The sequence below is a fragment of the Streptomyces sp. NPDC047061 genome (assembly GCF_040643955.1).
GTDB lineage: Bacteria > Actinomycetota > Actinomycetes > Streptomycetales > Streptomycetaceae > Streptomyces.
In genome coordinates this window covers 75,734-101,266 of record NZ_JBEYVI010000031.1, presented here as the reverse complement: position 1 = coordinate 101,266, position 25,533 = coordinate 75,734, and the positions used below count along the sequence as shown (strand labels likewise).

Below are 25,533 nucleotides of genomic sequence, written 5' to 3'. Positions count from 1 at the left end.
CGTGACCGCCACCGCACCCCTTCTCCGCGCGGCCGCCGTCGCCACCCTCCCGGCGCTCGCCCTGCACGCCGCGCCCGTGGTCTCCACGTTCGGCCCGCTGCGCAACCGCGCCATGCCCCGGCTCGCCGGCCGGGGCATGGCGGACCACGTCGCCCTCACCTTCGACGACGGCCCGGACCCGCTGTCCACCCCGTTCTTCCTGCGCGCCCTGGACCGACGGGGCGTCCGGGCCACCTTCTTCCTGCTCGGCAGCCAGGCCCGCCGCTCGCCCGGCCTGGTCCGTGAGATCGCCGCCGCCGGGCACGAGATCGGGATCCACGGCTGGCTGCACCGACCGCTCCTGCTGCGCGGTCCCCGGGCCACCCACGACGACTTCGCCCGGGCCCGCGACCTCGTCGGCGACCTCACCGGACAGGCTCCCCGGCTGTTCCGGCCGCCGTACGGAGTGATGTCCACCGCGGCCCATCTGGCCGCCCGCCGGCTCGGCCTCACGCCGGTGCTGTGGACCTGCTGGGGCGAGGACTGGACCGCCCGCGCCACCCCGGACTCCGTGCACCGCACGGTCACCCGGGACCTGGACGGCGGCGGCACGATCCTCCTGCACGACTCCGACTGCACCTCGGCGCCGGGCGCCTGGCGCTCGGCCCTGGGCGCGCTGCCGCGCATCCTGGACACCTGTGACCGGCGAGGTCTCGCCGTCGGGCCGCTGCGTGAGCACGGGGCGCTGACGACCGGCGGGTACGCGCGGCGCAGTACGGTGGGTAAACCCAGGCAGTAAGTTACTTGAGTTACGCAACGAGATGGTAAACTGGCCGGTATGCCCACAGAACCGCTGCCAGCCGTCCCCGCCGCCACGCCGGAGGTCGTCGAGATCGAGCGTGCGCTGACCCGTATCACCTATCTGAGCACCCGGGCCCGGCAGCACGAGCGGCTGATGGCCCTCGCCGGCGTCCCGCTGGACCGTGCCGCGGTGGCTCTGCTGCGCCAGGTCGCGGACTCCGAGCCGCTGCGCCCGGGGGAGCTGGCACAGCGGCTCGGCGTCGAGGCCTCCCACGTCACGCGTACGGTGCAGCAGCTCCAGAGGTCGGGCCACGTCACCCGCGTCCCCGACCCCGACGACCGCCGCGCCCAGCGGATCGAGCTCACCGATACCGGCCGGGAGGCCGTCGACCGCATCCGGGACGCCGGGGCACGCGGCATGCAGCTGGCGCTGGGGGACTGGGCGCCCGAGGAGCTGCGGCAACTGGCCGTCCTCTTCCACCGCATGGTCGACGACTTCCTGACGTACGCGGTCGAGGACGAACCCGGCAAGGAGACCACCGAGACGGTGCCCCCGGCCTCCCGGACCGTATGAGGCGCCGCGTCGGCACGCGCGGCCCGACCGGCGGTCCGGTGGGAGCGGGACCCGGCGGGGAGCGGGGCGGTACCGCCCGGTAATATCCGGCGGCAGGTCGTCAGAGGAGGATGCGTGGCCCGGTCCGAACGTTCACCCCTGCTACTCGCGGGGCTGCTGGCGGCAGCCGGCGTCGCGCACTTCGCGGCACCGAAGTCGTTCGACGCGACGATCCCCAAGGCGCTGCCGGGGTCGCCGAGAGCATGGACGTACGGCAGCGGGGCCGTGGAGCTGGCGCTGGCCGCGGGGATCGCCCTGCCGCGGACCCGCGCGGTGGCGGCCCGGGCGGCCGCCGCCTTCTTCGTGGGTGTGTTCCCGGCCAACGTGCAGATGGCCGTCGACTGGCAGAAGCGGCCCGAGCCGCTCAGGACCGCGGCCCTCGCCCGGCTGCCGCTCCAGATCCCCCTGGTGCTGTGGGCGCGTGGTGTCGCACGTGACGAGGAGGGCCGATAGATGACGGCAACCGTCGAGGTGGGAAGCAAGATCGAGGACTTCGCGCTGCCGGACGAGACCGGTACGACGCGGAGCCTCACGGATCTGCTGGCCGACGGGCCGGTCGTGCTGTTCTTCTACCCCGCCGCCCTGTCGGCCGGGTGCACCGCCGAGGCCTGCCACTTCCGGGACCTGGCCGCCGAGTTCGCCGCGGCCGGCGCCCGCCCCGTCGGCATCAGCGGGGACAGCGTGGAACGCCAGCAGGAGTTCTCCGGCAAGCACACGCTCGGCATGCCGCTGCTCTCCGACGCGGACGGCGCCGTCCGGGAGCTCTTCGGCGTGAAGCGGGGCTTCTCGCTCGCCCCGACCAAGCGGGCCACCTTCGTCATCGCCCAGGACCGCACGGTCCTGGAAGTCGTCCGCAGCGAGCTGCGCATGAACACCCACGCCGACCGGGCACTGGCCGCCCTGCGCGCCCACCAGGGCTGAGCGGACCGTCCCCGGCCCGCGCTTGATGCGCCGGGGCACAGGTCCCATCCTGGGGCGTATGGAGCGTGTCGCTGCCACCGCGGTCATCGACGCCCTGGGCAGGGTGACGGGGTGGAGCGAGGGTGCGCGAATGCTCACCGGGCACCGGCCGGAGGAGGTCGTCGGCAAGCCCGCCGCCGACCTCCTCGCCGAGGCGGTCCCCGCCCGGACGCTGACCGCCCGCACCGGGACCGTCGCGCTGCGCCACGCCGACGGCCGGCGCGTCGAGGTCACCCTGACCGCCTGCCCGGTCCTCGGCCCCGACGGCACCACCACCGGCCACGTACTCACCGCCGACCGGCCCCGGCAGACCGACCCCACGCTGGCCGGCCAGGCCTTCCAGCAGGCCTCCACGGCCATGGCGGTCTTCGACGTCCGCCAGCACTACCTCCGCGCCAACGACGCCGCCTGCCGCCTCCTGGGCGTCCCCGAGGAAGCCCTGCTCGGCCGCTTCCTCCTGGACACCGTGGAGGAGGCCCCGCACAGCGAGGGATTCCTGCGCCATCTGCGCCAGGTCGTCGAGACCGGCCGGCCCGTCCGCTACGAGACCTCCACCGGGGGCCCGGCCCTGAACCAGGACCACGCGTGGAACATCGAGATGTGGCCCCTGCGCGACCCCGCCGGCGAGCTGACCGCCGTCGCCCTGGCCGCCTTCGACAGCACCGAGGAGTACCTGGCCCGGCTACGGCTCGCCCTCCTCAACGAGGCGGCCACCGCCATCGGCACCACCCTGGACGTGGTGCGCACCGCCGAGGAACTCGTCGAGCTCCTCGTGCCCCGCTACGCCGACTTCGCCAGCGTCGACCTCCTCGACTGGGTCCTCGGCGCCGAGGAACTGCCCACGGTGCCAGAAGGCGACATCGCCCTGCGCCGCGTCGCCCACGGCTCCGTGACCGCGGGCACCCCCGAAGCCGCCGTACGACTGGGCGACGCCGAGGTGCACCCGGCCGCTTCCCCGCCGGCGCGGGCGCTGCGGGAGCGGCGGGCGGTGGTCAGCCAGGCCGGCGACCCCGAGTTCCGCCGCTGGGTCGAGCAGCGCAACACCCTCTCGCCGGCCGGCCGGCCCTACCGCCGGGGCGTCCACTCCATGATCGCCGTACCCCTGCAGGCCCGGGGCGTCCTGCTCGGCGCCGTCGTGGGCGTGCGCATGCGCCACCCCGACGACTACGTCATCGACGACACCGTCTTCGCCGAGGAACTCGCAAGCCGCGCCGCCGTCTGCATCGACAACGCTCGTCGCTTCGCCCGCGAGCGCTCCACCGCCCTCGCCCTCCAGCACAGCCTGCTGCCCAGCGGCCTGCCCGGCCAGGCCGCCGTCGAGGTCGCCCACCGCTATCTGCCCTGCGGATCGCTGGCCGGCATCGGCGGCGACTGGTTCGACGTGATCCCGCTCTCCGGCAGCCGCGTCGGCCTGGTCGTCGGCGACGTCGTCGGCCACGGCATCCGCTCCTCCGCCACCATGGGGCGGCTGCGTACGGCCGTACGCACCCTCGCCGACGTGGACCTGCCCCCCGACGAACTGCTCACCCACCTCGACGACCTGGTGACCCACCTCGCCGCGGACGGCCCCGGCGAGGAGGTCGCCGAGCTGGGCGCCACCTGCCTGTACGCCGTCTACGACCCCGTCTCGCGCCGGCTCAGCCTCGCCGCGGCCGGGCACCTGGCACCCGCGATCGTGCTGCCGGGCGGCGAGGCCACGCTGATCCCGATGACCGCGGGCCCGCCGCTCGGCGTCGGCGGCCTGCCCTTCGAGGCGACGGAACTCGAACTGCCCGAGGGAGCCGTCGTCGCCCTCTACACGGACGGCCTGGTCGAGGACCGCGACCGGGACGTCGACCGCGCCACCGAGGAGATGTGCCGCGCCCTGAGCGCGCCCGCCGACTCCCTGGAGTCCCTCAGCGACAACGTGCTCAAGGCCGTCATGCCGGAACAGCCCGCCGACGACGTCGCCCTGCTGCTGGTCCGCACCCGTGCCCTCGGCGCCGACCGGGTCGCCACCTGGGACGTGCCGCCCGACCCGGCCCAGGTGGCGCACTTCCGGCAGGCGGCCACCGAACAGCTCACCGCCTGGGGCCTGGACGAGGCCGCCTTCGTCACCGAACTCGTCGTCAGCGAACTCGTCACCAACGCCATCCGCTACGGCGAACCGCCCATCCAGCTGCGCCTGATCCGCGACCGCGCCCTCATCTGCGAGGTCGCGGACGGTAGTTCGACCTCACCGCACCTGCGCCGGGCCCACGCCTACGACGAGGGCGGCCGAGGCCTGCTCCTCGTCGCCCAGCTCACCCAGCGCTGGGGCAGCAGGCAGACGGACAGCGGCAAGACCATCTGGGCCGAACAGCCGCTGCCCGAAGGCCCGTTCCCGGTCACCGACGAGTGACCGGTGCCGCGGGTTACTCGAAGTCGCAGCCCGGGTTCGGTACCGACTCCGCGTACGGCGAGCCGTGCGGCAGGACGTAGAGCACGTCGAGGACCAGGTCGGTGTCGCCCAGGTTGGCACCCAGATGCACGTCACCCGGCCCGCCCGACTCGTACACCGTGCCGCCCCGCTTGTAGACGCCGTCCTCCTTGCAGTCGGAGTGGAAGTGGCTCAACGTGCCCTTCTGGACGTACCCGTAGACCGGGCCGTCGTGGTAGTGCCAGCCGGTGGTCTGGCCGGGCGGGACGGTGATCTCCCGCAGGACGTAGTCCGTGTCGCCGATGGTGGTCTGGCTGATCACCCTGCCGGTCACACCGGGTCCGGCGGGGGTGGCGTAGGCGGTGCCGCAGGTCAGCAGAGTGCCGACGGCCACCGCCCCGGTCATTGCGGTACGGAGCGCGGTACGCATGTGTGGGGGGCCTCCTGAACCGAAGATCGAGTACCTTCGCGAACATAGGCCCCCGCACCGCCGGCCGGGGCGGGAACGGCTCAATCCGCAGCGGCCCGATCCGCAGCGGTCCGAGCTGACAGCCGCTCAGAACTCCTCGTGGCTCTCCGGGTCGCCGCCCAGCCGCCGACGGGCCCGCTCGGAGACGGCCGCCATGTGGGCGGCGTCCAGTTCGAAACCGAACAGGTCCAGGTTGGCGCGCTGCCGTTCCGTGTCCGCCGACTTCGGAATGGGCAGGGCACCGAGCTGGACGTGCCAGCGCAACACCACCTGGGCGGGTGTCACCCCGAGCGCCTGTGCGACGGCGACGACCGCCGGGTCGTCGAGCAGCCGGACGTCCCGGCCGAGCGGGCTCCAGCTCTCGGTGACGATGCCCTTCGCCGCGTGGAAGGCCCGCAACTCGTCCTGCGGGAACAGCGGATGCAGCTCCACCTGGTTCACGGAGGGCAGCACCCCGGTCTCCTGCTCCAGCCGGGTGAGGTGCTCCTCGGTGAAGTTGGAGACGCCGATGGAGCGCACCAGACCGTCCTCACGCAGCCTGATCATCGCCTTCCAGGAGTCCACGTACCTGCCGACCCGGGGGTTGGGCCAGTGGATCAGATACAGGTCCACGTACTCCAGGCCCAGCCGTCGCCGGGACTCCTCGAAGGAGGCGAGGGTCTCCTCGTAGCCGTGGTGGCGGCCCGGCAGCTTCGTCGTCACCACCACCTCCTCGCGGGGGACGCCGCTGCTCGCGACACCCCGGCCGACCCCGGACTCGTTGCGGTAGTTCACGGCCGTGTCCACCAGCCGGTAACCCGCCCCGAGCGCATGGCGAACGGCCTGCTCGGCCTGCGTGTCGTTCATCGGCCAGGTGCCGAGGCCGACGGCGGGGATCGCCGTACCGTCGTTGAGCGTGTACGCCGGAACGCTTGTCACGATGGGACCTTCCCTCGACTGTGTCCTGCCCCACCCTCACGGATAGGGTGAGTGGTGATCAAGCGGGGCGGGTGCGACGAGCTGACAGCGGGCGGTATGGGCGGCGAGGACAGGAACGGCAGCGGCGGCGGACGGCCCACGTCGAAGGACGTGGCCCGGCGCGCCGGCGTCTCGCACACGGCCGTCTCCTTCGTCTTCAACGGCCGTGCCGAGGGCAACCTCTCACCCGCCACCCAGGAACGCATCCGGGCGGCCGCCGCCGAACTCGGCTACCGGCCCGACCCCGTCGCCCGTGGCCTGCGCCGCCGCCGCACCGCCGTGATCGGCCTGGTCACCGACGAGATCGCCTCCTCGCCCTTCGCCGGACGGCTGCTGCGTGGAGCCATGGAGACCGCCTGGGACCACGACCACCTCGTCCTCACCATCGACTCCGGCGGCGACCAGGCCAAGGAGGACGCGGCCGTCGCCGAGCTCCTGGACCGGCGCGTCGACGGCATCATCTACGCGGCGATGTCGCTGCGCCGGGTGCGTGTCCCCGAGGGCCTGCACCGCACCCACTCCGTGCTCGCCAACTGCCTGCCCGAGGACGACTCGCTGCCGGCCGTCGTCCCGGCCGAACGGGCCGGCGGCCGTACGGCGGCCCGGCTGCTTCTCGAGGCCGGGCACCGCAGGGTCGCGATGGTCGGCGGTCAGGACGACATCGCCTCCGTCGAACGGCTGCGCGGCTTCCGGGACGCCCTGCGTGCCGCGGGGGTCACGCTCCCGAAGGAGTGGGTCGTGCGCAGCGGGGGCGAGATCGTCGCCGGTTACGAGGGCGCCGCACGCCTCCTGGACGGCGTCGCCCCACGGCACCGCCCGACAGGGGTCTTCTGCTACAACGACCGGGTCGCGGCAGGCGTCCTGCACGCGGCGACCCGGCTCGGGATCGCCGTACCCGAGGAACTGTCGGTGATCGGCTACGACGACCAGGAACACATGGCCGCCTACCTCACTCCGCCGCTCACCTCGGTCGGCCTGCCGCACCGGGAGATGGGCGAGGCCGCGGCCCGGCTGCTGCTCGACACCATCGACACCGGCCGCACCCCGCCCGCCACCGTCCGGCGCCTCGTCTGCCCGGTGGTCAGCCGTTCGTCGGTGGGACCAGCTCCCACCCAGTGACCTCGGCGTCCCCCTCGACCATCAACTCCCGCACATCTCCCGGACGTTGATACACCCGCTCGGTGACCGTCGCCCGGTCCGCCACGAACAGTTCGAGCAGCGAGCCGTCGACGAGGACGCGGACGGTGAGCCGTGCGCCCGGGGGAGTACCGAGGGCAAGGGGCGCGGACCCTTCCCGGCCCGCCCGAGGCCAGCCGGTGCGGTCCAGGGTGACGGTCCCCTGCCGGGGATCAAGCCCGATCGTCAGCCGGCTGTCGCCGGACCGGAGCAGGGTCACCGTCGCACGGCCGTGCGCGGTGATCTCCAGGTCGTACGACACCGGAAGCGGTCCGGCGCCGAGCGGGACCGGCGCCCGCAGGAGGTCCAGCTCCGGCGCGGGGGAGACCCGGAGGCTGCCGTCGGGACGCGTGCCGACGACCCTGGGCGCGGTGAGCACACCCGCCCATCCCTCGGCGGTTTCCCGCGCCTCCCACGACCAGCCCCACAGCAGGGCACGGTCCTCCTCCTGGAGCACGGCCGGCGCGTAGAAGTCCCGGCCGTGGTCGAGCCGCCCGCCGACAGCGGCCTCGAAGCCCAACCCGCCTCCGGTGTCGCCCACAAGACGGCCCGTCAGGTATCCGGTGGAGCACGGATCGCCGTCCCACAGGGACACCACCAGGACATGGCCGCCGTCGGCCGTCCGGTACAGCTGCGGGCACTCCCAGCCCACCGCCTTGTCCCCGAAGGCGTCCGAGGCGACCGGGTCGGTGCCGTCGAGCAGGACCCCGGCGAACCGCCAGTCGGTCAGGTCGTCGCAGTCGTACACCAGGACGGACGGGGTGCCGTCGGCGTGACCGGCGCCGACGAGCGCGTGGCGGCGGCCGGCGTGCCGGAAGACGAAGGGGTCGCGGAACATCACGACGTCGAGGCCCTCGGGCGGTGCGCCGACGACCGGGGTGGGCACCGGCTGCCACCGGAGGAGCAGCGGATCTGCGGCCCGGGCCAGGCAGACCGTGCCCAGACCGGTGTGGCCGTGTCCGATCCCGGTGTAGACGGCGGTGGGGGTGCCGTCGTCGTCGACCACGCATCCCGACCAGCAGCCGCCCTCGTCCGGGCCGCCCGGGGTCGGGGTGAGGGCGACCGGATGGTGCTCCCAGTGGGCGAGGTCGGGGCTGGAGGCGTGGCCCCAGTGGATGTTCGCATGCACGGGCGCGGCCGGGTTGTACTGGTAGAAGAGGTGGTAGCGGTCGCGCCAACGGAACGGGCCGTTGGGGTCGTTGATCCAGTTGGCGGGCGGACGGACCCGGAAGCGCGGGGCGTTGGGGTCCTGGGGAGCGGCGAGGCTCAACGGTTGACTCCTGCGGAGGTGATGCCCTCGCGGAGAGGGCGCTGGCCGACGAGGAAGACGGCGACGGCGGGGAGCATCGACAGCACGACACCGGCGAGGACGACCGAGACGGAGCCGGTGCCCAGGTTGCCCTGGAGGGAGACCAGGCCGAGGGGCAGTGTGTAGTTCTGGCCGGAGGTCTCCAGGATGAGCGGGCGGAAGAACTCGTTCCAGTGGTAGTTGAAGGCCAGCACACCGACGATCGCCAGCCCCGGCGTGGCCAGCGGGGCGTACACCGACTGGAAGATCCGCCAGGGGCCCGCGCCGTCCAGCATGGCCGCCTCGCCGAGGTCCTTCGGCATGCCGAGGAAGTACTGCCGCATCAGGAAGGTGCCGAACGCGGTCGGGAACGCCGGGACGATCAGGCCGAGGAGCGTGTCGGTCAGCCCCATCGACTTGAGCACCAGGAACACCGGCACGATCGTGACCTGCAGCGGAACCATCATGGTCGCCAGGACCAGCCCGAACAGCGGTCGCTTGAACCGGAATTCGAGACGCGCGAAGGCGTACCCCGCGAGCCCTGCCGTGATCATCTGGCCGACCGCGATCAGAGCGGTCACCAGGGTGGAGTTGAGAGCGAGCAGCCAGACGTCGATCTGGTCGAAGACGCCCCGGTAGGCGGCCGTGCTCGGATGGGCCGGGATGATCTGCGGCGGCAGGTCGAAGGACTCGGCCGGGGTGCGCAGGGAGGTCGAGACGGTCCAGATGACCGGACCGAGCGTCAGCAGCGCGCACACGGTCAGTCCGGCGATCCGCGCCCAGGGCGCCAGCCGGTACCGGACACTGCCGAGGGTCGGAGTTGCCTGGCTCATGGTCGCTTGGCTCAAGGGACTCACCGGCTCACTGGTAGTGGACGAAACGCCGGCTGAGCCGGAACTGGACGGCGGTCACCGCCATGATCAGCACGAACAGCAGCACGCCCACCGCGGACGCCTCGCCGAAGCGGAGCTGCTCGAAGGCCCGCTCGTAGATCACCATCACGACGGTGCGGGTGGAGTCGCCGGGGCCGCCGTCGGTCAGGACGTACGGCTGCTCGAAGACCTGGAGCGCGTTGATGATGCCGACCACCGACGCGACCAGCAGGGTCGGCGACAGCAGCGGGAGCGTGACCGCGAGGTGCTTGCGCAGGCCCGTCGCGCCGTCGAGGGCGGCGGCCTCGTGGATCTCCTTCGGGATGTTGTTCAGACCCCCGACGAACAGCAGGAACGAGAAGCCGAACTGCTGCCAGACATAGACGATGACCACCGTGGCCATCGCCCCGTGCTCCGACGTCAGCCAGGGTACCGGCGCGATACCGACCAGCCCGATCAGCCAGTTGACCACGCCGAAGTCCTGGTTGAAGAGGTACTTCATCACCACCGAGATCGACGCGGCGGACAGCACCAGCGGGAAGAAGAACGCCGACCGGAAGACCGAGCGCAGCCAGCCGGGCATCCGGCCGTTCAGCGTGAGCGCCAGCGACAGCGCGATCACCAGTTGCAGGGCGACCGCGAGCACCATGAAGACGAGCGTGTTCCGGAACGAGACCAGGACGGTCGAATCGCCCACGATCTCCCGGTAGTTGGCGCTACCGGCGAAACGCGGCGGATCGATCACGTTCCAGTCGAAGAAGCTCAGCACGATCGACCCGATGATCGGTACGACCGTGAAGACGACGATCCCGACGATCGTGGGCGTCAGGAACAGCGCGGCCAGCAACCGCGTGCCCCGCTCCCGGCCCGGCGCCCGCACGGACACCGCGGGCGGAGCGGACACGGACCGGGCCCGCCCGGCGGAGATCTGGGTGTTCGTCATAGGTCACGCTCCATGGCCTGCTCCAGATCGCCCTGCATCCGGCGCAGCGCCGGCGCCACCGAGCGCGGACTCGACAGCGCCGTCCCGGTGTACTTGAGCAGCACGTCGGTGACCTCGGCGACCTGCGGCGGAGCCGGGATCGGGCCGGTGTCGGGGAACCTGTCGAGGGTGTCGTAGAAGACCTTCCAGTGCGCCGGGCCGGTCTCCCGGTAGCGGCCGGCGGTGAGCATCGAACGCCGGGCCGGAGTCGTCTGGTTGGCCGCGAACAGCTCGGTCATCACGTCCTTGCGAGCCGCGTACTTGATGAACTCCCAGGCCGCGTCCTGCTTCTTGGAGGTCCGCAGCAACGCGTAGCCCGCCGCGCCGAACTGCATGCGCTGGGTACGCCAGCGGGGGAAGTACTGGACGTCGTAGGCGTCCGCCTTCATCCCGGCCAGATGCAGGCCGCCCGCCCAGAAGCCGCCCGCCGGTGTCACCCCGACCCGGCCGGTGGAGAAGACGCCGACCAGGTTGCTGCCGTTGCCGCCCTCCGGCCGGGTGCACAGGTCCTCCTGGATGAGCGAGGCGAGATAGTCGTAGACCTCCTCGACCCGGGCGGAGGTGGCCTGCGGGGTGGTCCAGCGGAAACCGCCGCCCCGGCCCAGGCGGTCGGCCGCCGGGTAGAAGGCGTCCCACAGCCAACTCCCGCCCGGTGCCCTGGACTCGGCGAGGAGATTGGTGCCGTTGTTGAACAGCCACGGCACCACCCCGCCCCACAGCCGGTTGGTCCAGAAGTACGGGGTGAAGTGGGAGTCGCTCGACCGCTTCATCTCGCGCAGCAGCGCGGTGAAGTCGTCGCGCGTCCAGTCGGCCGGCGGGAAGCCCGCGCCGGCCCGCTTCAGCACCTGCTGGTTGAGGTACATGTCGGCCGCGTTGAACTCGACCGGCAGCTGGTACAGGCTTCCCTCGTACATCATCGACTCCACCAGCGAGGGATGGACGTCGGCGAAGTACTCGCGCAGCTCGGCCGAGTCGCGCTTCACCCAGCGGTCCAGCGGTACCCCGAGCCGCTCGGCGAACAACTGCACGCCCTCGGTGGCGACATAGACCAGGTCGGGCGCGGTGCCCGCCGCGATCTGGGTGAGGATCTTCGCGAAGAAGTCCGACCAGTCCACGGCCTGCACGGCGTTCACCCGCAGCGGGACGTCCGGGTGGAGTTTGCGGAAGCCGGTGCTCAGCGCGTGCACGGCGGCCGGGTCGAAGGCGGAACCGAGGGTGGCGACGACGAGTGAACCGTCGTCCCGGCCGGGTATGTCGGCCCCGGTGAGCCGGTCCCAGCTCGCGGCGGTGCCGGCCAGCGCGGCGGCCCCCGCGCCGTAGGCGCCGTACCGCAGCAGGGCGCGGCGGGAGAAGTGCGAGTCGGTCATCCAAGGTGCCTAACTCGTTTTAGGAAAGGTTCGACGCCCCAGATGATGTGAAGCCCGTTACATGCCTGTCAAGGGCCGTGAGCGCTTGACCTTTAACGAGTTAGGTCTACAGTCCTGGATTCAGCCGGCCGTCGTTCTGAGCCGCGGAGACGGCCAGTTGACACGAGAGGAACGATGCGTGATGCCAGGGCTGTCCAGAAGGGCGCTGTTCGCCGGATCGGCGGCGGGGGCGAGTGCCGCACTGCTGTCCACCGCACCGGCCGCCGCCAGGCCCGAGCCCAAAGCCGTTCACGGCTCCGCGAGTTACCGGGCCACCTACCACTTCACCGTCCCCGACCAGTGGAAGAACGACCCCCAGCGCCCGGTCTGGATCGACGGCGAATACCACTACTACTACCTCTACAACGCCGACTACCTCGACGGCGTCGTGGGCACCGCCTGGCGCCTCGCCACCAGCACCGACCTGGTCTCCTTCACCGATCGCGGGATCGCCGTGCCGAAGGACACCACCGTCAACGGCGACGTCTGGTCGGGCTGCGCCGTCGTGGACACCGGCGACACCGCGGGCTTCGGGGCGGGCGCGGTCGTCGTGATCGTCACCATGTCGCCCGGCGGCGGCACCGACCACCAGGAGCAGTTCCTGTACTACTCCACGGACGGCGGTCTGACCTTCACCAACCACGGCACCGATCCGGTGCTGCCCAACCCGGGCGTCGCCGACTTCCGCGACCCCAAGGTGATCCGGGACGAGGCAGGCGACCGCTGGGTGATGGCCCTCGCCGAGCGGAACAAGGTCGGCTTCTACCACTCGGCGGACCTCAAGTCCTGGACCTACGCGGGCGGTTTCGTCAAGGACGGCATCGGCACCCTGGAGTGCCCCGACCTGTTCCGGATCACCGCCGACGACGGCACCGTCAAGTGGGTGCTGGGGGTGAGCGCGGACGGCACCGGCTCCGGACTGCCCAACACGTACGCCTACTGGACCGGTTCCTTCGACGGCGGCGCGTTCACCGCCGACTCCGCCGACCCGCAGTGGCTCGACCACGGCTGGGACTGGTACGCGGCCGTCACCTTCGAGAAGCGGGACAGCGCCGGCACCCTCGACGACTCCGCGCGCTACGCGCTGGGCTGGCTCAACGACTGGGCCTACCCGAACACCACCCCCACCATCGACTGCGACGGCTTCAACGGCACCGACTCCATCGTCCGCGAAGTCACCCTGAAGCACGCCTCCGACGGCGGTTACCACCTCGCCTCCCAGCCCGTCGCCGCCCTCGACTCGTACGTCTCCCGCACGGTCGACCTCGGCGACCTGACCGTCGACGGCACTCTCCTCCTCGACTGCACGGGCACCTCGTACGAACTGACCACCGAGATCACCTGGTCCCAACTCACCGGAGCGGGAGTGCAGTTGCGGCGCTCGCCGGACGGCGGCCGGCACATCGACGCCGGGGTCTACGGCGACTACGCCTTCCTCAACCGGCGCAACACCGTGAACCCCGACACCAGCGGCGACCGGCAGGAGAGCCACACCCCGTTCGATCTGTCCACGGGCTCGGTGAAGCTGCGCATCCTCGTCGACCGCACCTCCGTGGAGATGTTCGTCGGCGACGGCCGCTACACACACTCCGCCGAGGTGTTCCCGTATCTCGTCGACGACCGGCTGGCACTGTTCACCATCGGCGGTACGGCGGTGTTCCGGAACACCGCCGTACGGGAGTTCACGGTGTGACGGCCGCGACCAGCCGGGACACGGCCGCGAGGTCCGGCACGTCGGCCAGCCGGGCGACGACCTCGCCGCTCCCGAACTCGCGTTGTTCGGCGGTCAGTTCTGGATCGATGGCGGCCTCGGCCTGGACCTGGATGTAGTTCAGCGCGGTCGCGAAGAGCATGGAGAACGACTCCGGGCCCCGGACGGCGGCGGGGCCGCCTGCCTGCCGGTAGGCGTGGACCAGGCGCCGGGCGGCCGCCGGGTCCCCGTGGTTGCCGCCCGACCAGACGAACAGGGCCTGCGCCAGCTCCCGTTCCGCGGACGTGGGTCCGGCGTTGTCCCAGTCGAGCAGGACCGGGCCGGCCGGGCCGACCAGGACGTTCTGGGGTTGCAGATCCAGATGGGAGATCACCCGGTCGGCCGCGTCGGACGGGGTCACCCAGCGGGCCAGCTCCACCGCCGAGGTGCCGATGAACGCGCCCAGCGCGTCCGCCCAGGGCAGCCCGGCCTCGGTCACCTTCCCGTGCAGATCCTTCCAGTCGCTCTCCCGGGGGCACCGCTCGTACCACGCGTGCGGTGCCTCCGTCGCGCCCGCGCCCGCGCGGTGGAGCAGGCCCATGGTCCGGCCGAACCAGTCCAGCACCGCCGGGTCGGCGACGTCCGCCCGGGTGCCCTCGATCCAGTCGTACAGCTTCACATGGGTCACCCCGTCGGCGGTCGGGACCCGCGTGAGGTGGGCGCCGTGGCGGTTGGCGAACAGGCGCGGCGCCGCGATGCCCAGGCCCTCGCCGGCGAGCCGTAAGGCGGCCTCCCGCGCCACGTCCGCCTCGGCGCAGTCGAAGAGGAGCTGCTTGGCCGCCAGGGCGGCCCCGTCCGGGCCCGTGAGCCTCCAGATCTGCCCCAGCGCGCCACGGGCCACGGGCGTCAAGGCCCAGGGCCCCGGCCCGAGTTCATAGGCCTCGGCGATGAATTTGGCGCTGTCGTGCATGTGCGGCTCCTTCGGTACGGGTGTACGTCGATCATGGCGTTGCCGATTCGTTCCGCAACGTCTTTTGTCGTACGCGGCACTGTCACGAGCACGACTGGGGCGTCTGCAGGCTCCACGGTTGCGAGGCGTCGGGGGCGGAGTAGCCTGGACATGATCGTTACCACCGGGCTCTGGAGGTAGGCGATGTTGATCCGATTCCTGCGGCGCCGTATGTCGCACGGCCTTGTCCTTCTCGGGAACGGCCGTCTGATCCGGGGGTTCAGCGGGGGCGACTACGACGGTCACGGATACCAGTCCTGACGCACACACCCGCACCCGGCACCTGTGACACGGGAGGAGGCGCGGTGGAACAGGACACCGATGCCCTCGTGGCCATGACGCGCATCCTTTCACCGCACTGCAGGGTGACCAGGCTGTCCGGCGGTGCCCTCATCGCCGACTGGAGACGGACGCGCTTTCTCGGAATGACTTCGGCCGATGTGCAGACGTTCGCCGACGGCAACGCCGAGAAACGCGCCGAACTCGTCACCGGCCTCGTCCGCGCCGGATGCGCGCCGGCGCGCCGAAAGGCGTATACCGACGATGAGATCGGGATCTGGCTGCGCGGCGTGTACCTGCTGATCCGCACGCTGGGCTTCGGACGTGTCCTTCGGCTGCTGCCGTTGGCCGCCCCCGGCTATGCCCGCGCGGACGTCCCTTCCACACAGGACGTGGCAAGGCTGAAACGAGCGGTCCAGTCGTACAGCCGTGGCAGCTGGTTCGTCGACGACGACTGCAAGGCGGCGGCCGTGACGGCGTTCGTCCTGCTGCGACGGCGTGGCTTCGAGGCCACACTGCAGGTCGGCGTGCGTGAGCACCCGTTCGCCCTGCACGCCTGGACAGCTGCGGCCGGACTGTGCATCCCGGATGCCGATCCGCGGGGGCATGCCTTCACGCCGGTCCTCTCGATCGGCTGCGGAAACCAGTGAGATGGAAGCGCTCCGACTCGACTGGAACGGGGGCGGGGCGAAGCTCCAGGCCTCCGAGGCCATGGTTCGACAGGGACTCGTGACGTCGGTCACCGCACCGGCCGGCACTGCGGCGGTCGTCGGCTGGGTCGGCTCGGTCCAGGACCGCCTGGCAGGTGCTCGCGCGCTCCTCGACGCCTTCGACCGTCCTGGAGCCGAACCGCCGCTGCCGACCGGCGACTTCGCGGGTGTCCTCATCTACCCGGACCGCGTGCTGCTGATGCGGGACGCGCAGGCACGCATCCCGCTGTTCTTCAGAGAGTCCGGTGGCCGTGTGAACGCCGTGAGTACCGCGGCGCGCGGCCTGGGCTGCCCAACGGACTTGGAACCCCGCTACTTCTGCCGCTACCTGACCGGGAACATGGCCCAACCGCATACGCGGCTGACCCCGTTCGCCGGGGTGCACCGTGTCCTCGGCGGCGAGGTGGTGTCGATTTCCGCCACCGGGCGGCTGCGCGGCCGTCGGGCCGGCGACCCAGCGGCACCGCCCCACGTACTCCGTCCCGGTGCGGCCGGGCAGGATCTGCGCCGAGCCCTGGAGCAGGCTGTCGGACGCCGCCTCGGCAGGACGACCGCATGCCACGTCTCCGGCGGCACCGACTCAACCAGCGTCGCCTTGCTCGCGGCGCGCCTGCTCGCCGAGGACCCCGACGCCGACCTCATCCTGCTCGCCGGGCGCTTCGACGGGGGAGAACTGGCCGGGGAGCGTCCGTATCTCATGGAGGCCGTGGACGCGGTCCGCCGGCTTGCACCAGCGGCCCGCCCGGTGATCGTCGAAGCCGACGACGTGGCCGACTTCGACGACTTCGAGCACCACGCGGGAGACTCGGACGAGCCGCACGCCCACGCCTTCCGCGCCCCGTTCTGGAGCAGGCTGCATGCCGTTGCGGCGGAGCTGGGCTGCGACATCCTCCTCACCGGTTGCGGAGCCGATCCGGTCGTCGACACCAACCTGCTGCACCTGCACCGGCTTGCCCGGTCCGGAAGGCTCCGGGAGCTGACCAGGCAGGCACGTGCCCATGCCGCGACCAGTGAACGGGGAATCCGTGAGATCGTCGGCACCCACGTGGTGCGGCCGGCGCTTCCGCTGGTGGCCGAACGGCTCGCGAGGCTCGTCCATCGCGGAACGGTACTCGGGGGACTCGGCAACTTCACTCGGCCGCCCTGGCTGCGCCCCGGATTCGCGCGGGCCCACGGCTTCCGGGCGGCCAGCATCGCCGAGAGCCGCTTCGCCTTCGGGCGCAGACCGGAGCAGTCGCTCTACGACGCCGCCAACTACCTTGCCGCACCCGACCCGTTGTCCTGGGGCTACGCACAGCGGAACGGGTTCTTCCTCTCGCACCCCTTCCTCGACCCGGAGGTGATCGCGACGATGCGGCGCCTCCCCGCCGAGGCCACGATGCGAGCGGGCCGTTCGAAGGCGGTGCTGCGCGACGCCATGGCGGACCTGCTCCCGCGCCGGATCCACGGCCGAACGGCCAAGATCCCCTTCAACGACCTCTACGTGCGCGGTCTGCGGGCACACGGCGACGAGCTCATCGACCTCTGCCGCTCCGCACGGCACCCCCTCGTGGCAGAGATGTTCGACATCGACACACTGTGCCGGGCGGTGCGGGAGGCCCAGTGGGGGTTGGGCGACTCGTACGCCTGGGACCGGGTGAACTCCTCGCTTGCGCTGGTGGTGTGGCTGGAGGGGCTGGGGTACCGGCGGTCTCCGGTACCCGGGGCGGCCCTGCCGGTCATTCTTGGCTCTTGATGTCCCAGAGGGTCCGCTCGACCGGGCCTGCCTCGATGACGCGGAGGCCGTACCGGTCTTCTGTCTCTTCCTTGGACTCGTCCTTGCCGTGCGCGGCGCTGATGTTTTCCGTGATGTTTGCGCCGTGCGTGCCGAACTGCCAATAGACGGTGATGTACCTTGGGTTCCTCGTTTCCCGGTCGATCGAGTTGTTCTCGCTGAGCTTGCTCTTGTAAAAGACCGAGTCGGTGTTCTTCTGCTTCTTCACCCAGTGGGGCACCTTGTCACGCCAGCTGTAACCCTCGCGTTCCAGGTGATCCAGAGAGACGCGGTCCTTGCGTGTGAGGTGGGCGCTGGCGTAGAACGCCACCAGGTCGTACGGCGTGTCCATGGGCAGTTGCACAATGACTCGGGCGGAGACGGTGTCGTTCGCACCGATCGGTTCTCCGAAGCGCATCCACGGTTGAGCCTCCACCAACTGACCCGGCTGGTGAACCTCTCTGCGCGACAGGGGATTCGTTCGCTCGAGTGAGCTCCACTGCGCGGCAACGGTTCGCCATCGCCGACGGAGTTGGTCATTCGAGGTCAGCTTCACCTGTTGCGCCATGGCGTGCAATTCGGTGCCGAGCACGTCGAAACTCACGTCGCTGTGGTTCTCGAGGGTGATGTTGACCGGCACGGAGAACGCCTTGCGATCTTTGTTCACCACAGGCTTTTCCAGGGTCAGTTTGATCATTGGCCTGATCTCGCGTTGGGACGGCAGATAGAGGTTCTGGTAGCCGAAATTCCCCACCGCGACGGCGGTGGTGGCGAGAAGCGCGGTGGCCACCCGCTTCGGAGCGGGAATCACCCCCAAGGTGCGCCATACGGCCCATACGGCCCATGCCGAACCCGCCGCGAGGGCGCCGAACAGCACCTTCCAACGAACCAAGTCGGCGTTGGCCAGCAGCTCGAGGAAGAGCGTCAAATTGGCCAGGAGAGCCAGGAACGCACCGAGCAGGGCCACCAGGCCGGAGTGGGGGAAAGTCCGAAACAGCCAGTGGTCCACGAGCGCGATGGTGCTCACGAACGCGGTGAAGGCGACGGCGACGAGCACTGCACCCGTGAGGCGACCGGGAAAGGTGAATGCGCTGGTCAGGTCTCCGACACCGAAATTGGCCAGGGCTGCGGTCGTCAGCAGGAGGACCAGCAGGACCGACACCAGGCGCACGCGTGACCGTCCGTTGTGCGCCAAAGCCCGTTGTGCCCGCTCGCGCGTGGTGTCCCGCGACTTCTTGCTAAGCCTCACGCGGCCACCTGCCATGCTGTGTCAACGGTTTTCACGGGTGCCTCCTTCGTGGACCACAGCAGACCGAGGCGCCTGCCATCAGGAACTTCATGATCATCGTCCGTGACGATCCGTCGGGTCGCCATCCGCGTGCATCCGGATGTGGGTGCCCCACGCGTCACCGCTCCCCCCCGCCGGGGTACTTCTCCAGTGGCCATCACCGACGACCAGCGGAGCGCACATGACGACGGAACGCAGTACGGGGAACCCGGCAGTCGAGGTGAGACCCGTCGCCGGGCACATCGGGGCCGAGATCACCGGGGTCGACCTCGCCGAGGAGCTCGACGAGGCCGTGGTCGCGGTGATCCGGGAGGCCGTGCTGCGGTGGAAGGTGGTTTTCTTCCGGGACCAGCGTCTTGACCACGCCGGGCACGTCGCCTTCGCCCGCCGCTTCGGCGAACCGGTCGTGCTCGGCCGGCGCGGCGGCGCCTCACCGGCCGGCTTCCCCGAGGTGGAGACCACCGCCGACCGGCTGGAGCTCGGCGGCCGGTTCGGGATGGAGCACGAGGAGTGGCTCCAGCGGCGCCGGCACACCCTGCTGCGCGGCTGGCACTGCGACCACGGGGCTCGGATCGACCCGCCGGCCGCGACCGTCCTGCGCGCCGAGACCGTCCCGCCGTACGGCGGCGACACCACCTGGGCCAACCTGGCCGCCGCCTACGCGGGGCTCTCCGCACCCGTGCGCGCCTTTGTCGACGGCCTGCGCGCCGAACACCGCCTCGGCGTCGGCTACCAGCCCCGCCCCGGTGACGACACCTATCTGCGCCACCTCCTCGACCATCAGGTGGCCTCGGTGCACCCACTGGTGCGCGTCCACCCGGTGAGCGGGGAGCGGGTGCTGTACGTCAACGGCTACTACGTCGAGCAGATCGCCGGCGTCTCCCGTCCGGAGAGCGCCGCACTCCTGGAGATGCTGCTCGAACAGGCCGTACGGCCCGAGTACACGGTCCGCTTCCGCTGGGAGCCCGACAGCGTCGCCTTCTGGGACAACCGGGCCACCATCCACCTCGCGCCCAGCGACAACGCCCACCTCGGCTTTCCGCGCGTCATGCACCGGGTGATGCTGCACGGCGAGGTGCCGGTCGGGGTGGACGGCAAGCCGTCGGAGCCGGTCACCGGGACGGAGGTGCGCCGTTGGTGACTCAGGCGGCGGTTCCCGGGCGCCAGCCGAGTGCCGGGCCCAGGCGGGTCGCCAGGTCCGTGAGGATCTGGACGTAGTCCTCGTGCTCGAACGTGAACGGCAGCGCGAAGGCCACCTCGTCGACCTCGCGGAACCCGGCGTGCGCGTGCAGCCGCTCGACGATCTCCGCCGAGGTGCCGACGATGTCCGGGGCGAACAGCAGCCGCCCCGGACCCTGCGGGGTGGTGGTACGGGGCAGCCGCTTGGCCGCGTACGCCTCGTACCTGGCGCGCTGCTCGGGCGTCGCGGAGTCGGTCGGGATGACGACCAGGCCCTGGGAGACCCGGGCCGCCTCGCCGTCGGGGTGGTGGGCGCGGAACTCGCGGATGTGCGAGCGCTGGATCTCCGCGAAGTCGTACGGCCCTTCCGGCTCCACGGCCCTGACGACGCTGCTCGTCAGGAAGTTCATGGCGTGCTCGCCCGCCCAGCGCGCCGAGCCGAGACTGCCGCCGCCGTACCAGAGCCGGCGCCCGAGACCCGCCGAGTGCGGCTGGACGACATCGGAGAAGACCTCGAAGCCCTCGACCCCGCTGAAGTCGGTGGCCGGCTTGCCCCGGACGAAGTCCAGGAGCCGCCGCACCCGTTCGTAGCTGAAGTCCTCGACATCGGCCGTGTCCGGGTAGAGGGCCTCCCTGACCTGCTCGTAGTGCATCGGCGGGCCCACGCTCACACCGGGGTTGAGACGGCCGCCGGACAGGATGTCGACGGTCGCGAGGTCCTCGGCCAGCCGCAGCGGGTTCTCCCAGCCCAGCGGGATCACCGCGGTGCCCAGCTCGATCCGGCTGGTGCGCTGCGAGGCCGCCGCGAGGACGGCGACCGGGGACGAGATGCCGTACTGGAGATGCCGGTGGCGCACCCAGGCGCTGTCGAAGCCCAGCCGCTCGCCCAGCTCGATGATCTCCAGCGTGGACTCGTGCCCCCGGCCCGGCTCCGCGCCGTCGAACAGGCCGATGGTGAGGAAGCCCAGTCTGCGCAGCGGGCGGGGGGTGGACGGCACGGGTCCTCCAGCGGTCGTACGTCAGTTCTGCCCCGATTGTGACACCCGAACATTGCGGGAGTGTGATCAGCCGCGGATCAGGTGAGGGGGATGGTGATCTCGTCCTCGACCGGCGGATCCAGCTCCTGGGGGCGGTTGCCGGTGGCGGCGAAGCAGCGCAGCCGTACCGCCTCCGGGCTGACGTCGAGGCGCAGGAAGCACTTGAAGAACGGCGGGCTGTAGGTGACAGAGCCCGGAGAGAACAGCTGGGTGTAGATCTTCTTCACGGGCAGCCGGAAGCGGGAGCCGCGGCCCGGGCGGCTGCCGGCGCCGAGCAGGCTCGCGACCAGGCGGGCGCGGCGGGTGACCCGGGTGTCCGGGCCGGGCGCACGGCCGGTCCTGATGCCGAGCCGCTCGGCGATCACGGCCGTGGCCTCGGCCTCGCTGAGCGTGAAGAAGCGGCGGAGGCGCAGTCTGTGGCCGTACAGCCGGCTGTAGAAGGCCAGGGAGTCGCCGCGCAACGGGTAGCAGCGGAAGTCGTCCTCGGTGACGTTCGCGATCGACACCGGCGGGATGGTGTGGGTGGCGTGCATGAAGGCACCGCCGCCGCCCGCGACCACGTACTGGATGGTGCGCCCGGCCACGTCGACGGGGTAGCGCTGGTAGTTGTGGATGTCGCCGCCGATCGCCGCCACATAGTGGTGGGCCGGGTCGCGCACGATGTCGTCGACGGTGCCGCCGCCCTCGATCGGGCACGGGTGGTGCTCGCCGTCCACGTACAGCGGGGAGCCGGTGACGAGGATCTTCGGGCGCGGCCCCTGGGACACCTCGCGCAGCCAGGCGCCCTGTTCGGCGTCGACGGTGCCGAGCAGCCCGGTGTCGATACCGACGATCCGCACCGGCCCGGCGTCGATGGCCCAGTACGGGCCCGGCTGCACGGCCGTCTGCCGCTGAGCCGACCGCAACTTCCGGGCCTGCGTGAGGAGTTGCTCGTCGGCCGGGCGCGGCCGGTGCCACAGCAGGGCGCGCCACCAGGCGCGGGTCAGCGGGCGGGGCCGCGGCTCGGCCGGGAGCGGCGGGGCGTCGTCGCAGAAGACGCGCATGAACGCGCCGAGATCCTCGTACCAGTCGTGGTTTCCGGGTATCGCGTAGATCGGTGCCGGATAGTCCTGGTACGGCCGGAAGAACTTGGTGCCGTAGTCGTCGGTTGTCCCGACCGGATAGATGACGTCGCTCGCGATCACCGCGAAGTCGGTGTCCTCGCCGGCCTTCAGGAAGCCCGGCACGACGGCGTACTGGGAGTCGTCCCCCTCGCCGGTGTCGCCGATCACCATGAACGAGAACCGGTCCGCCTCCGGCCGCCGGATCACCTTGTCGCCGGGTGCCCCGGCGGCCGCCTGCTGCGCCACCCAACGGCTGCGGGTACGGCCGGTCGGATCGCCGAACCAGGACGCCAGCACCCCGTTGCGGGCGGCCCACATGGTCCTCGGGTCGAACCAGAACAGCTTCTCGACATGGTCCGGCATCAGTTGGCGGTAGGCGCCGCGCTCGGCCTCGCCCCAGCCGGCGCCTTCTGCGGTCTCGCGTGAGGAGTCAGACACGCGGGAACCGTACAACGATCAACGGACGGCTGTGGCGCGGGGGTTCGGGCGGAACGGGTCGCTCGCGCCGACGGGGTCGCCGTGGCGGGGGAGGCCTGCCGGCCCGGTCGGCTTACCAGGACCTTCCACGGTCGAAATCGCGCCGTAACGCCAGGCGGGTCTACTCGTATGCAACGATGATTCACCTCAGTGGACATCGGTGGAAATCAGCGGACATCCTGTAGTGAGCAGGGAGGGCCCCATGACGACCGAACCCGAAGCAGCCGCCCCCGATCTCGCCGAACTGGTGCGGGCCGACGGCGTCGAGTTCGTCCTCGCCGTCTTCGTCGACCTGACCGGCAAGCCGTGCGCCAAGCTCGTCCCCGCCCAGGCCGTCGGGGAACTGCGGGACGAGGGCGTCGGCTTCGCCGGATACGCGGCCGGCGCCCTCGGGCAACTGCCCAGCGACCCGGACGTCGTCGCCCGGCCCGACGCCTCCTCGTACACCCCGGTCCCGTTCGTCAAGCCCGGCCTTGCGCTCGTGCACTGCGACCCGTACGTGGAGGGCAGGCCCTGGCCGTACGCCCCGCGCGTCATCCTGCGCGCGCTGCTGGAACGGGCCGCCGCGCAGGGGCTGTCGATGTCCGTCGGCGCCGAGGTCGAGTACTTCCTGGTCAACCGGGACGAGCACGGCGTGCTGAGCGTGGCCGACACCTTGGACACCGCCGCCCAGCCCTGTTACGACGCCCGTGGGCTGACCCGGATGTACGACCACCTCACCGCCGTCTCCAGCGCGATGAACGCCCTCGGCTGGGGCAACTACGCCAACGACCACGAGGACGGCAACGGCCAGTTCGAGCAGAACTTCAGGCACGCCGACGCCCTCACCACCGCAGACCGTGTCATCACCATGCGCTACCTGGTGTCGGTACTGGCCGAACAGCGCGGTATGACGGCCACGTTCATGCCGAAGCCGTTCACCGACCGCACCGGCACGGGCATGCATCTGCACATGTCGTTGTGGCGGGGGAGCGAGCCGGCCTTCCCGGACGCCGCGGACGGGCGCGGGCTCGGGCTCTCCCCGCTCGCCTACTCCTTCGTCGCCGGGATCGTCGAGCACGCGCGGGCCCTCCAGGCCGTCATCGCGCCCACCGTCAACTCCTACAAGCGGACCGGTGCGGTCTCCACCCGCTCCGGGGCCACCTGGTCGCCGCGCGTGGCGAGTTACGGCGGCAACGACCGCACCCACTTCGTCCGCGTCCCCGACGGCAACCGCATCGAACTGCGGGGCGGGGACGGCGCGGCCAACCCGTACCTCGCCGCCGCGGCGGCGCTCGCCGCCGGGCTCGACGGCATCGAGCGCGGCCTCGACCCGGGGGAGCCGGGCGGCGCGGGCAAGGGCCCGGAACTCCCGCCGACCCTGCTGCACGCCGTCGAGGCCCTCCAGGCCGACGACGTGATCAGCGGCACCCTCGACGCGGCCGGACCGGGAGTGAGCCGGTACTTCGCCGACCTCAAGCGCGAGGAGTTCTTCGACTGGCACTCCACGGTCGGCGCCTGGGAGCTGGACCGCTATCTGACCGCCTTCTGACGGGACTTGGGAAGGGAGGACCTGCCATGTGCGGAATCGTCGGGCTCCATCTGCACGAGCCCTCACTGGAACCACGCCTCGGGGAACTGCTCACCGCGATGCTCGGCCAGGTCGTCGAGCGGGGCCCGGACTCGGCGGGGGTCGCCGTCTACGGGGATCCCCGGCTGTCCCCGCCGGGACGGGCCGTCGTCTCGCTGCTCGGGGTCACGCCGGCCGAGGCGGCGGCCGCGCTGCCGGGCGCGGTGGCCGTCGCCGCCGACGTCACGACGGTCGTGCACGCGGACGGCTCCGTCGCCGCACTGCTCGCGGCCGTCGCCGACGCGCTGCCGCACGCCACCGTGATCGGCTCCGGCACGGACATGGCCGTGCTCAAGGGCACCGGGAATCCGGTGGAGTTGGCGGACTCCTTCGGGCTCGTCGGCGTGACCGGCTGGCAGGGCGTCGGACACACCCGGATGGCCACCGAGTCGGCGGTCACCCCCGAGGGCGCCCACCCCTTCTCCGTGGGGCCCGGCCAGTGCCTGGTGCACAACGGCTCCTTCGCCAACCACGCCACCATCCGCCGCGAACTGCGCGCCCAGGGCATGGAGTTCGACAGCGAGAACGACTCCGAGGTCGGCGCCCGCTTCGTCGCCCACCAACTCGCCCAGGGCGCCGACCCGGAGAAGGCGCTGAAGCTGCTGTGCGAGCGGTTCGACGGCTTCTACACGCTGCTGGTGTCCACCGGCGACTCCTTCGCGGTCGTCCGGGACGCCATCGCCTGCAAGCCCGCGATGGTCGCGGAGACCGCCGACTGGGTGGCGATGGCCTCCGAGTACCGGGCGCTGGACGTCCTGCCGGGCATCGAGAACGCCCGCATCTTCGAACCCGAGCCGGAAGAGGTGTACGTATGGCGACGCTGATCGACCTGGCCGAGACGCCGGTCCGGGAGTTGAACGCGGCGCTGCACGCGCCGGTCGTCTCGGCCGGCACGTGGCGGGTGTTGAACCCGCGCGGCGCGCATGCCGTCGCCTGCGGTATCCGGGACGACCTCAGCGTCGACATCGAGGGCCACGTCGGCTACTACTGCGCCGGCATGAACCAGCACGCCACGGTCACCGTGCACGGCAACGCGGGGACCGGGGTCGCCGAGAACATGATGTCCGGCACGGTCCGGGTGCGGGGCAACGCCTCCCAGTCGGCGGGGGCCACCGCCCATGGCGGGCTGCTGGTGATCGACGGGGACGCGTCGGCGCGGTGCGGGATCTCCATGAAAGGGGTGGACATCGTGGTGGGCGGCAACGTCGGTCACATGAGTGCGTTCATGGGGCAGGCCGGACGGCTGGTCGTCTGCGGTGACGCCGGGGACGCGCTGGGGGACTCGTTGTACGAGGCGCGGATCTATGTGCGGGGGGCGGTGAAGTCGCTGGGGGCGGACTGCGTGGAGAAGGAGATGCGGGGTGAGCATCTCGCCGAGCTGGCCGAGCTGTTGAAGGCGGCGGAGCGGGACGACGATCCGGAGGAGTTCCGGCGGTACGGATCGGCGCGGACGCTTTATCACTTCAAGGTCGACAATTCGACGGCCTACTAGCGCCGT

General features: G+C 71.3%; 23 protein-coding genes. 13 read left to right on the top strand and 10 right to left on the bottom strand.

Annotated features, from left to right (window positions below):
• Window position 1: 1 nt before the first annotated feature.
• The 5 genes from ABZ887_RS35030 (at window position 2) to ABZ887_RS35010 (ending at window position 4,733) form a co-directional block, all read left to right on the top strand.
• Window positions 2–778, top strand: coding sequence for a polysaccharide deacetylase family protein (locus ABZ887_RS35030; RefSeq protein ID WP_361298549.1), 777 nt, complete (start codon window positions 2–4; stop codon window positions 776–778).
• Between the two features lie 39 nt (window positions 779–817).
• Window positions 818–1,354 carry a MarR family transcriptional regulator gene (locus ABZ887_RS35025; RefSeq protein ID WP_361298546.1) on the top strand — a complete coding sequence of 179 codons (537 nt, stop codon included), beginning with the start codon at window positions 818–820 and terminating at the stop codon, window positions 1,352–1,354.
• Window positions 1,355–1,468: 114 nt separating this feature from the next.
• A complete protein-coding gene (locus tag ABZ887_RS35020) occupies window positions 1,469–1,846 on the top strand; it encodes a DoxX family protein (RefSeq protein ID WP_217548367.1) in 378 nt (125 codons plus the stop codon).
• Window positions 1,847–2,314, top strand: a complete 468-nt coding sequence (locus ABZ887_RS35015; protein WP_361298543.1) for a peroxiredoxin — start codon at window positions 1,847–1,849, stop codon at window positions 2,312–2,314.
• 58 nt (window positions 2,315–2,372) lie between these two features.
• On the top strand, window positions 2,373–4,733 hold the full coding sequence (locus ABZ887_RS35010) for a SpoIIE family protein phosphatase (RefSeq protein WP_361298540.1): 2,361 nt from the start codon (window positions 2,373–2,375) through the stop codon (window positions 4,731–4,733).
• A 13-nt stretch (window positions 4,734–4,746) separates the two neighbouring features.
• Here ABZ887_RS35010 and ABZ887_RS35005 read toward each other — a convergent pair whose 3' ends face one another.
• Together ABZ887_RS35005 and ABZ887_RS35000 are read right to left on the bottom strand one after the other, a co-directional pair.
• Window positions 4,747–5,181: a cupin domain-containing protein gene (locus ABZ887_RS35005; protein WP_361298537.1), complete on the bottom strand. Its 435-nt coding sequence runs from the start codon at window positions 5,179–5,181 to the stop codon at window positions 4,747–4,749.
• Window positions 5,182–5,307: 126 nt separating this feature from the next.
• Window positions 5,308–6,138: an aldo/keto reductase gene (locus ABZ887_RS35000; RefSeq protein ID WP_361298534.1), complete on the bottom strand. Its 831-nt coding sequence runs from the start codon at window positions 6,136–6,138 to the stop codon at window positions 5,308–5,310.
• 96 nt (window positions 6,139–6,234) lie between these two features.
• Between ABZ887_RS35000 and ABZ887_RS34995 the strand changes: the two genes are divergently transcribed.
• Complete coding sequence (locus ABZ887_RS34995; RefSeq protein WP_361298684.1) at window positions 6,235–7,296, top strand: LacI family DNA-binding transcriptional regulator; 1,062 nt, start codon at window positions 6,235–6,237, stop codon at window positions 7,294–7,296.
• Here ABZ887_RS34995 and ABZ887_RS34990 read toward each other — a convergent pair.
• Genes ABZ887_RS34990 through ABZ887_RS34975 form a run of 4 tightly spaced genes read right to left on the bottom strand, consistent with a single transcriptional unit; the run spans window position 7,259 to window position 11,862 of the window.
• Window positions 7,259–8,623 carry a glycoside hydrolase family 32 protein gene (locus ABZ887_RS34990; protein WP_361298531.1) on the bottom strand — a complete coding sequence of 455 codons (1,365 nt, stop codon included), beginning with the start codon at window positions 8,621–8,623 and terminating at the stop codon, window positions 7,259–7,261. The two genes, ABZ887_RS34995 and ABZ887_RS34990, sit on opposite strands and share 38 nt — an antisense overlap.
• Window positions 8,620–9,474, bottom strand: coding sequence for a carbohydrate ABC transporter permease (locus ABZ887_RS34985; protein ID WP_361298528.1), 855 nt, complete (start codon window positions 9,472–9,474; stop codon window positions 8,620–8,622). Before ABZ887_RS34985 ends, ABZ887_RS34990 begins: the two co-directional genes overlap by 4 nt.
• A gap of 28 nt (window positions 9,475–9,502) precedes the next feature.
• Window positions 9,503–10,456: a sugar ABC transporter permease gene (locus ABZ887_RS34980; protein WP_361298525.1), complete on the bottom strand. Its 954-nt coding sequence runs from the start codon at window positions 10,454–10,456 to the stop codon at window positions 9,503–9,505.
• Window positions 10,453–11,862 carry an extracellular solute-binding protein gene (locus ABZ887_RS34975; protein WP_361298522.1) on the bottom strand — a complete coding sequence of 470 codons (1,410 nt, stop codon included), beginning with the start codon at window positions 11,860–11,862 and terminating at the stop codon, window positions 10,453–10,455. Before ABZ887_RS34975 ends, ABZ887_RS34980 begins: the two co-directional genes overlap by 4 nt.
• A gap of 181 nt (window positions 11,863–12,043) precedes the next feature.
• Between ABZ887_RS34975 and ABZ887_RS34970 the strand changes: the two genes are divergently transcribed.
• Window positions 12,044–13,594, top strand: a complete 1,551-nt coding sequence (locus ABZ887_RS34970; RefSeq protein WP_361298519.1) for a GH32 C-terminal domain-containing protein — start codon at window positions 12,044–12,046, stop codon at window positions 13,592–13,594.
• Here the strand turns inward: ABZ887_RS34970 and ABZ887_RS34965 are convergent.
• Window positions 13,584–14,561, bottom strand: a complete 978-nt coding sequence (locus ABZ887_RS34965; RefSeq protein WP_361298516.1) for an aminoglycoside phosphotransferase family protein — start codon at window positions 14,559–14,561, stop codon at window positions 13,584–13,586. The two genes, ABZ887_RS34970 and ABZ887_RS34965, sit on opposite strands and share 11 nt — an antisense overlap.
• 344 nt (window positions 14,562–14,905) lie before the next feature.
• Here ABZ887_RS34965 and ABZ887_RS34960 point away from each other — a divergent pair, with 344 nt between their 5' ends.
• Window positions 14,906–15,529: a lasso peptide biosynthesis B2 protein gene (locus ABZ887_RS34960; RefSeq protein ID WP_361298513.1), complete on the top strand. Its 624-nt coding sequence runs from the start codon at window positions 14,906–14,908 to the stop codon at window positions 15,527–15,529.
• A 1-nt stretch (window position 15,530) separates the two neighbouring features.
• Window positions 15,531–17,324 (top strand): asparagine synthase-related protein, encoded by a 1,794-nt coding sequence (locus ABZ887_RS34955; protein WP_361298510.1) that lies wholly within the window; start codon window positions 15,531–15,533, stop codon window positions 17,322–17,324.
• Here ABZ887_RS34955 and ABZ887_RS34950 read toward each other — a convergent pair.
• Window positions 17,308–18,591: a hypothetical protein gene (locus ABZ887_RS34950; RefSeq protein WP_361298507.1), complete on the bottom strand. Its 1,284-nt coding sequence runs from the start codon at window positions 18,589–18,591 to the stop codon at window positions 17,308–17,310. The genes ABZ887_RS34955 and ABZ887_RS34950 overlap by 17 nt on opposite strands.
• Before the next feature lie 220 nt (window positions 18,592–18,811).
• Here ABZ887_RS34950 and ABZ887_RS34945 point away from each other — a divergent pair, with 220 nt between their 5' ends.
• A complete protein-coding gene (locus ABZ887_RS34945; RefSeq protein WP_361298504.1) occupies window positions 18,812–19,771 on the top strand; it encodes a TauD/TfdA family dioxygenase in 960 nt (319 codons plus the stop codon).
• A 1-nt stretch (window position 19,772) separates the two neighbouring features.
• Here ABZ887_RS34945 and ABZ887_RS34940 read toward each other — a convergent pair whose 3' ends face one another.
• Together ABZ887_RS34940 and ABZ887_RS34935 are read right to left on the bottom strand one after the other, a co-directional pair.
• On the bottom strand, window positions 19,773–20,807 hold the full coding sequence (locus tag ABZ887_RS34940; protein WP_361298501.1) for an LLM class flavin-dependent oxidoreductase: 1,035 nt from the start codon (window positions 20,805–20,807) through the stop codon (window positions 19,773–19,775).
• Between the two features lie 77 nt (window positions 20,808–20,884).
• Complete coding sequence (locus tag ABZ887_RS34935; RefSeq protein ID WP_361298498.1) at window positions 20,885–22,387, bottom strand: metallophosphoesterase; 1,503 nt, start codon at window positions 22,385–22,387, stop codon at window positions 20,885–20,887.
• Window positions 22,388–22,628: 241 nt separating this feature from the next.
• Here ABZ887_RS34935 and glnT point away from each other — a divergent pair, with 241 nt between their 5' ends.
• The 3 genes from glnT to ABZ887_RS34920 are packed head-to-tail and all read left to right on the top strand — an operon-like array spanning window position 22,629 to window position 25,527.
• Window positions 22,629–23,957: a type III glutamate--ammonia ligase gene (glnT, locus tag ABZ887_RS34930; protein ID WP_361298495.1), complete on the top strand. Its 1,329-nt coding sequence runs from the start codon at window positions 22,629–22,631 to the stop codon at window positions 23,955–23,957.
• A 26-nt stretch (window positions 23,958–23,983) separates the two neighbouring features.
• A complete protein-coding gene (locus tag ABZ887_RS34925; RefSeq protein WP_361298492.1) occupies window positions 23,984–24,859 on the top strand; it encodes a glutamine amidotransferase in 876 nt (291 codons plus the stop codon).
• On the top strand, window positions 24,847–25,527 hold the full coding sequence (locus tag ABZ887_RS34920) for a glutamate synthase (RefSeq protein ID WP_361298489.1): 681 nt from the start codon (window positions 24,847–24,849) through the stop codon (window positions 25,525–25,527). The genes ABZ887_RS34925 and ABZ887_RS34920 overlap by 13 nt, the downstream gene beginning before the upstream one ends.
• Window positions 25,528–25,533: the final 6 nt, after the last annotated feature.

Bases quoted from the DNA above. Each gene is read 5' to 3' on its own strand.
- ABZ887_RS35025 (WP_361298546.1), top strand. From the start codon at position 818: ATGCCCACAGAACCGCTGCCAGCCGTCCCCGCCGCCACGCCGGAGGTC.
- ABZ887_RS35015 (WP_361298543.1), top strand. From the start codon at position 1,847: ATGACGGCAACCGTCGAGGTGGGAAGCAAGATCGAGGACTTCGCGCTG.
- ABZ887_RS35010 (WP_361298540.1), top strand. From the start codon at position 2,373: ATGGAGCGTGTCGCTGCCACCGCGGTCATCGACGCCCTGGGCAGGGTG.
- ABZ887_RS35005 (WP_361298537.1), bottom strand. From the start codon at position 5,181: ATGCGTACCGCGCTCCGTACCGCAATGACCGGGGCGGTGGCCGTCGGC.
- ABZ887_RS34995 (WP_361298684.1), top strand. From the start codon at position 6,235: ATGGGCGGCGAGGACAGGAACGGCAGCGGCGGCGGACGGCCCACGTCG.
- ABZ887_RS34985 (WP_361298528.1), bottom strand. From the start codon at position 9,474: ATGAGCCAGGCAACTCCGACCCTCGGCAGTGTCCGGTACCGGCTGGCG.
- ABZ887_RS34980 (WP_361298525.1), bottom strand. From the start codon at position 10,456: ATGACGAACACCCAGATCTCCGCCGGGCGGGCCCGGTCCGTGTCCGCT.
- ABZ887_RS34975 (WP_361298522.1), bottom strand. From the start codon at position 11,862: ATGACCGACTCGCACTTCTCCCGCCGCGCCCTGCTGCGGTACGGCGCC.
- ABZ887_RS34970 (WP_361298519.1), top strand. From the start codon at position 12,044: ATGCCAGGGCTGTCCAGAAGGGCGCTGTTCGCCGGATCGGCGGCGGGG.
- ABZ887_RS34965 (WP_361298516.1), bottom strand. From the start codon at position 14,561: ATGCACGACAGCGCCAAATTCATCGCCGAGGCCTATGAACTCGGGCCG.
- ABZ887_RS34955 (WP_361298510.1), top strand. From the start codon at position 15,531: ATGGAAGCGCTCCGACTCGACTGGAACGGGGGCGGGGCGAAGCTCCAG.
- ABZ887_RS34945 (WP_361298504.1), top strand. From the start codon at position 18,812: ATGACGACGGAACGCAGTACGGGGAACCCGGCAGTCGAGGTGAGACCC.
- glnT (WP_361298495.1), top strand. From the start codon at position 22,629: ATGACGACCGAACCCGAAGCAGCCGCCCCCGATCTCGCCGAACTGGTG.
- ABZ887_RS34925 (WP_361298492.1), top strand. From the start codon at position 23,984: ATGTGCGGAATCGTCGGGCTCCATCTGCACGAGCCCTCACTGGAACCA.
- ABZ887_RS34920 (WP_361298489.1), top strand. From the start codon at position 24,847: ATGGCGACGCTGATCGACCTGGCCGAGACGCCGGTCCGGGAGTTGAAC.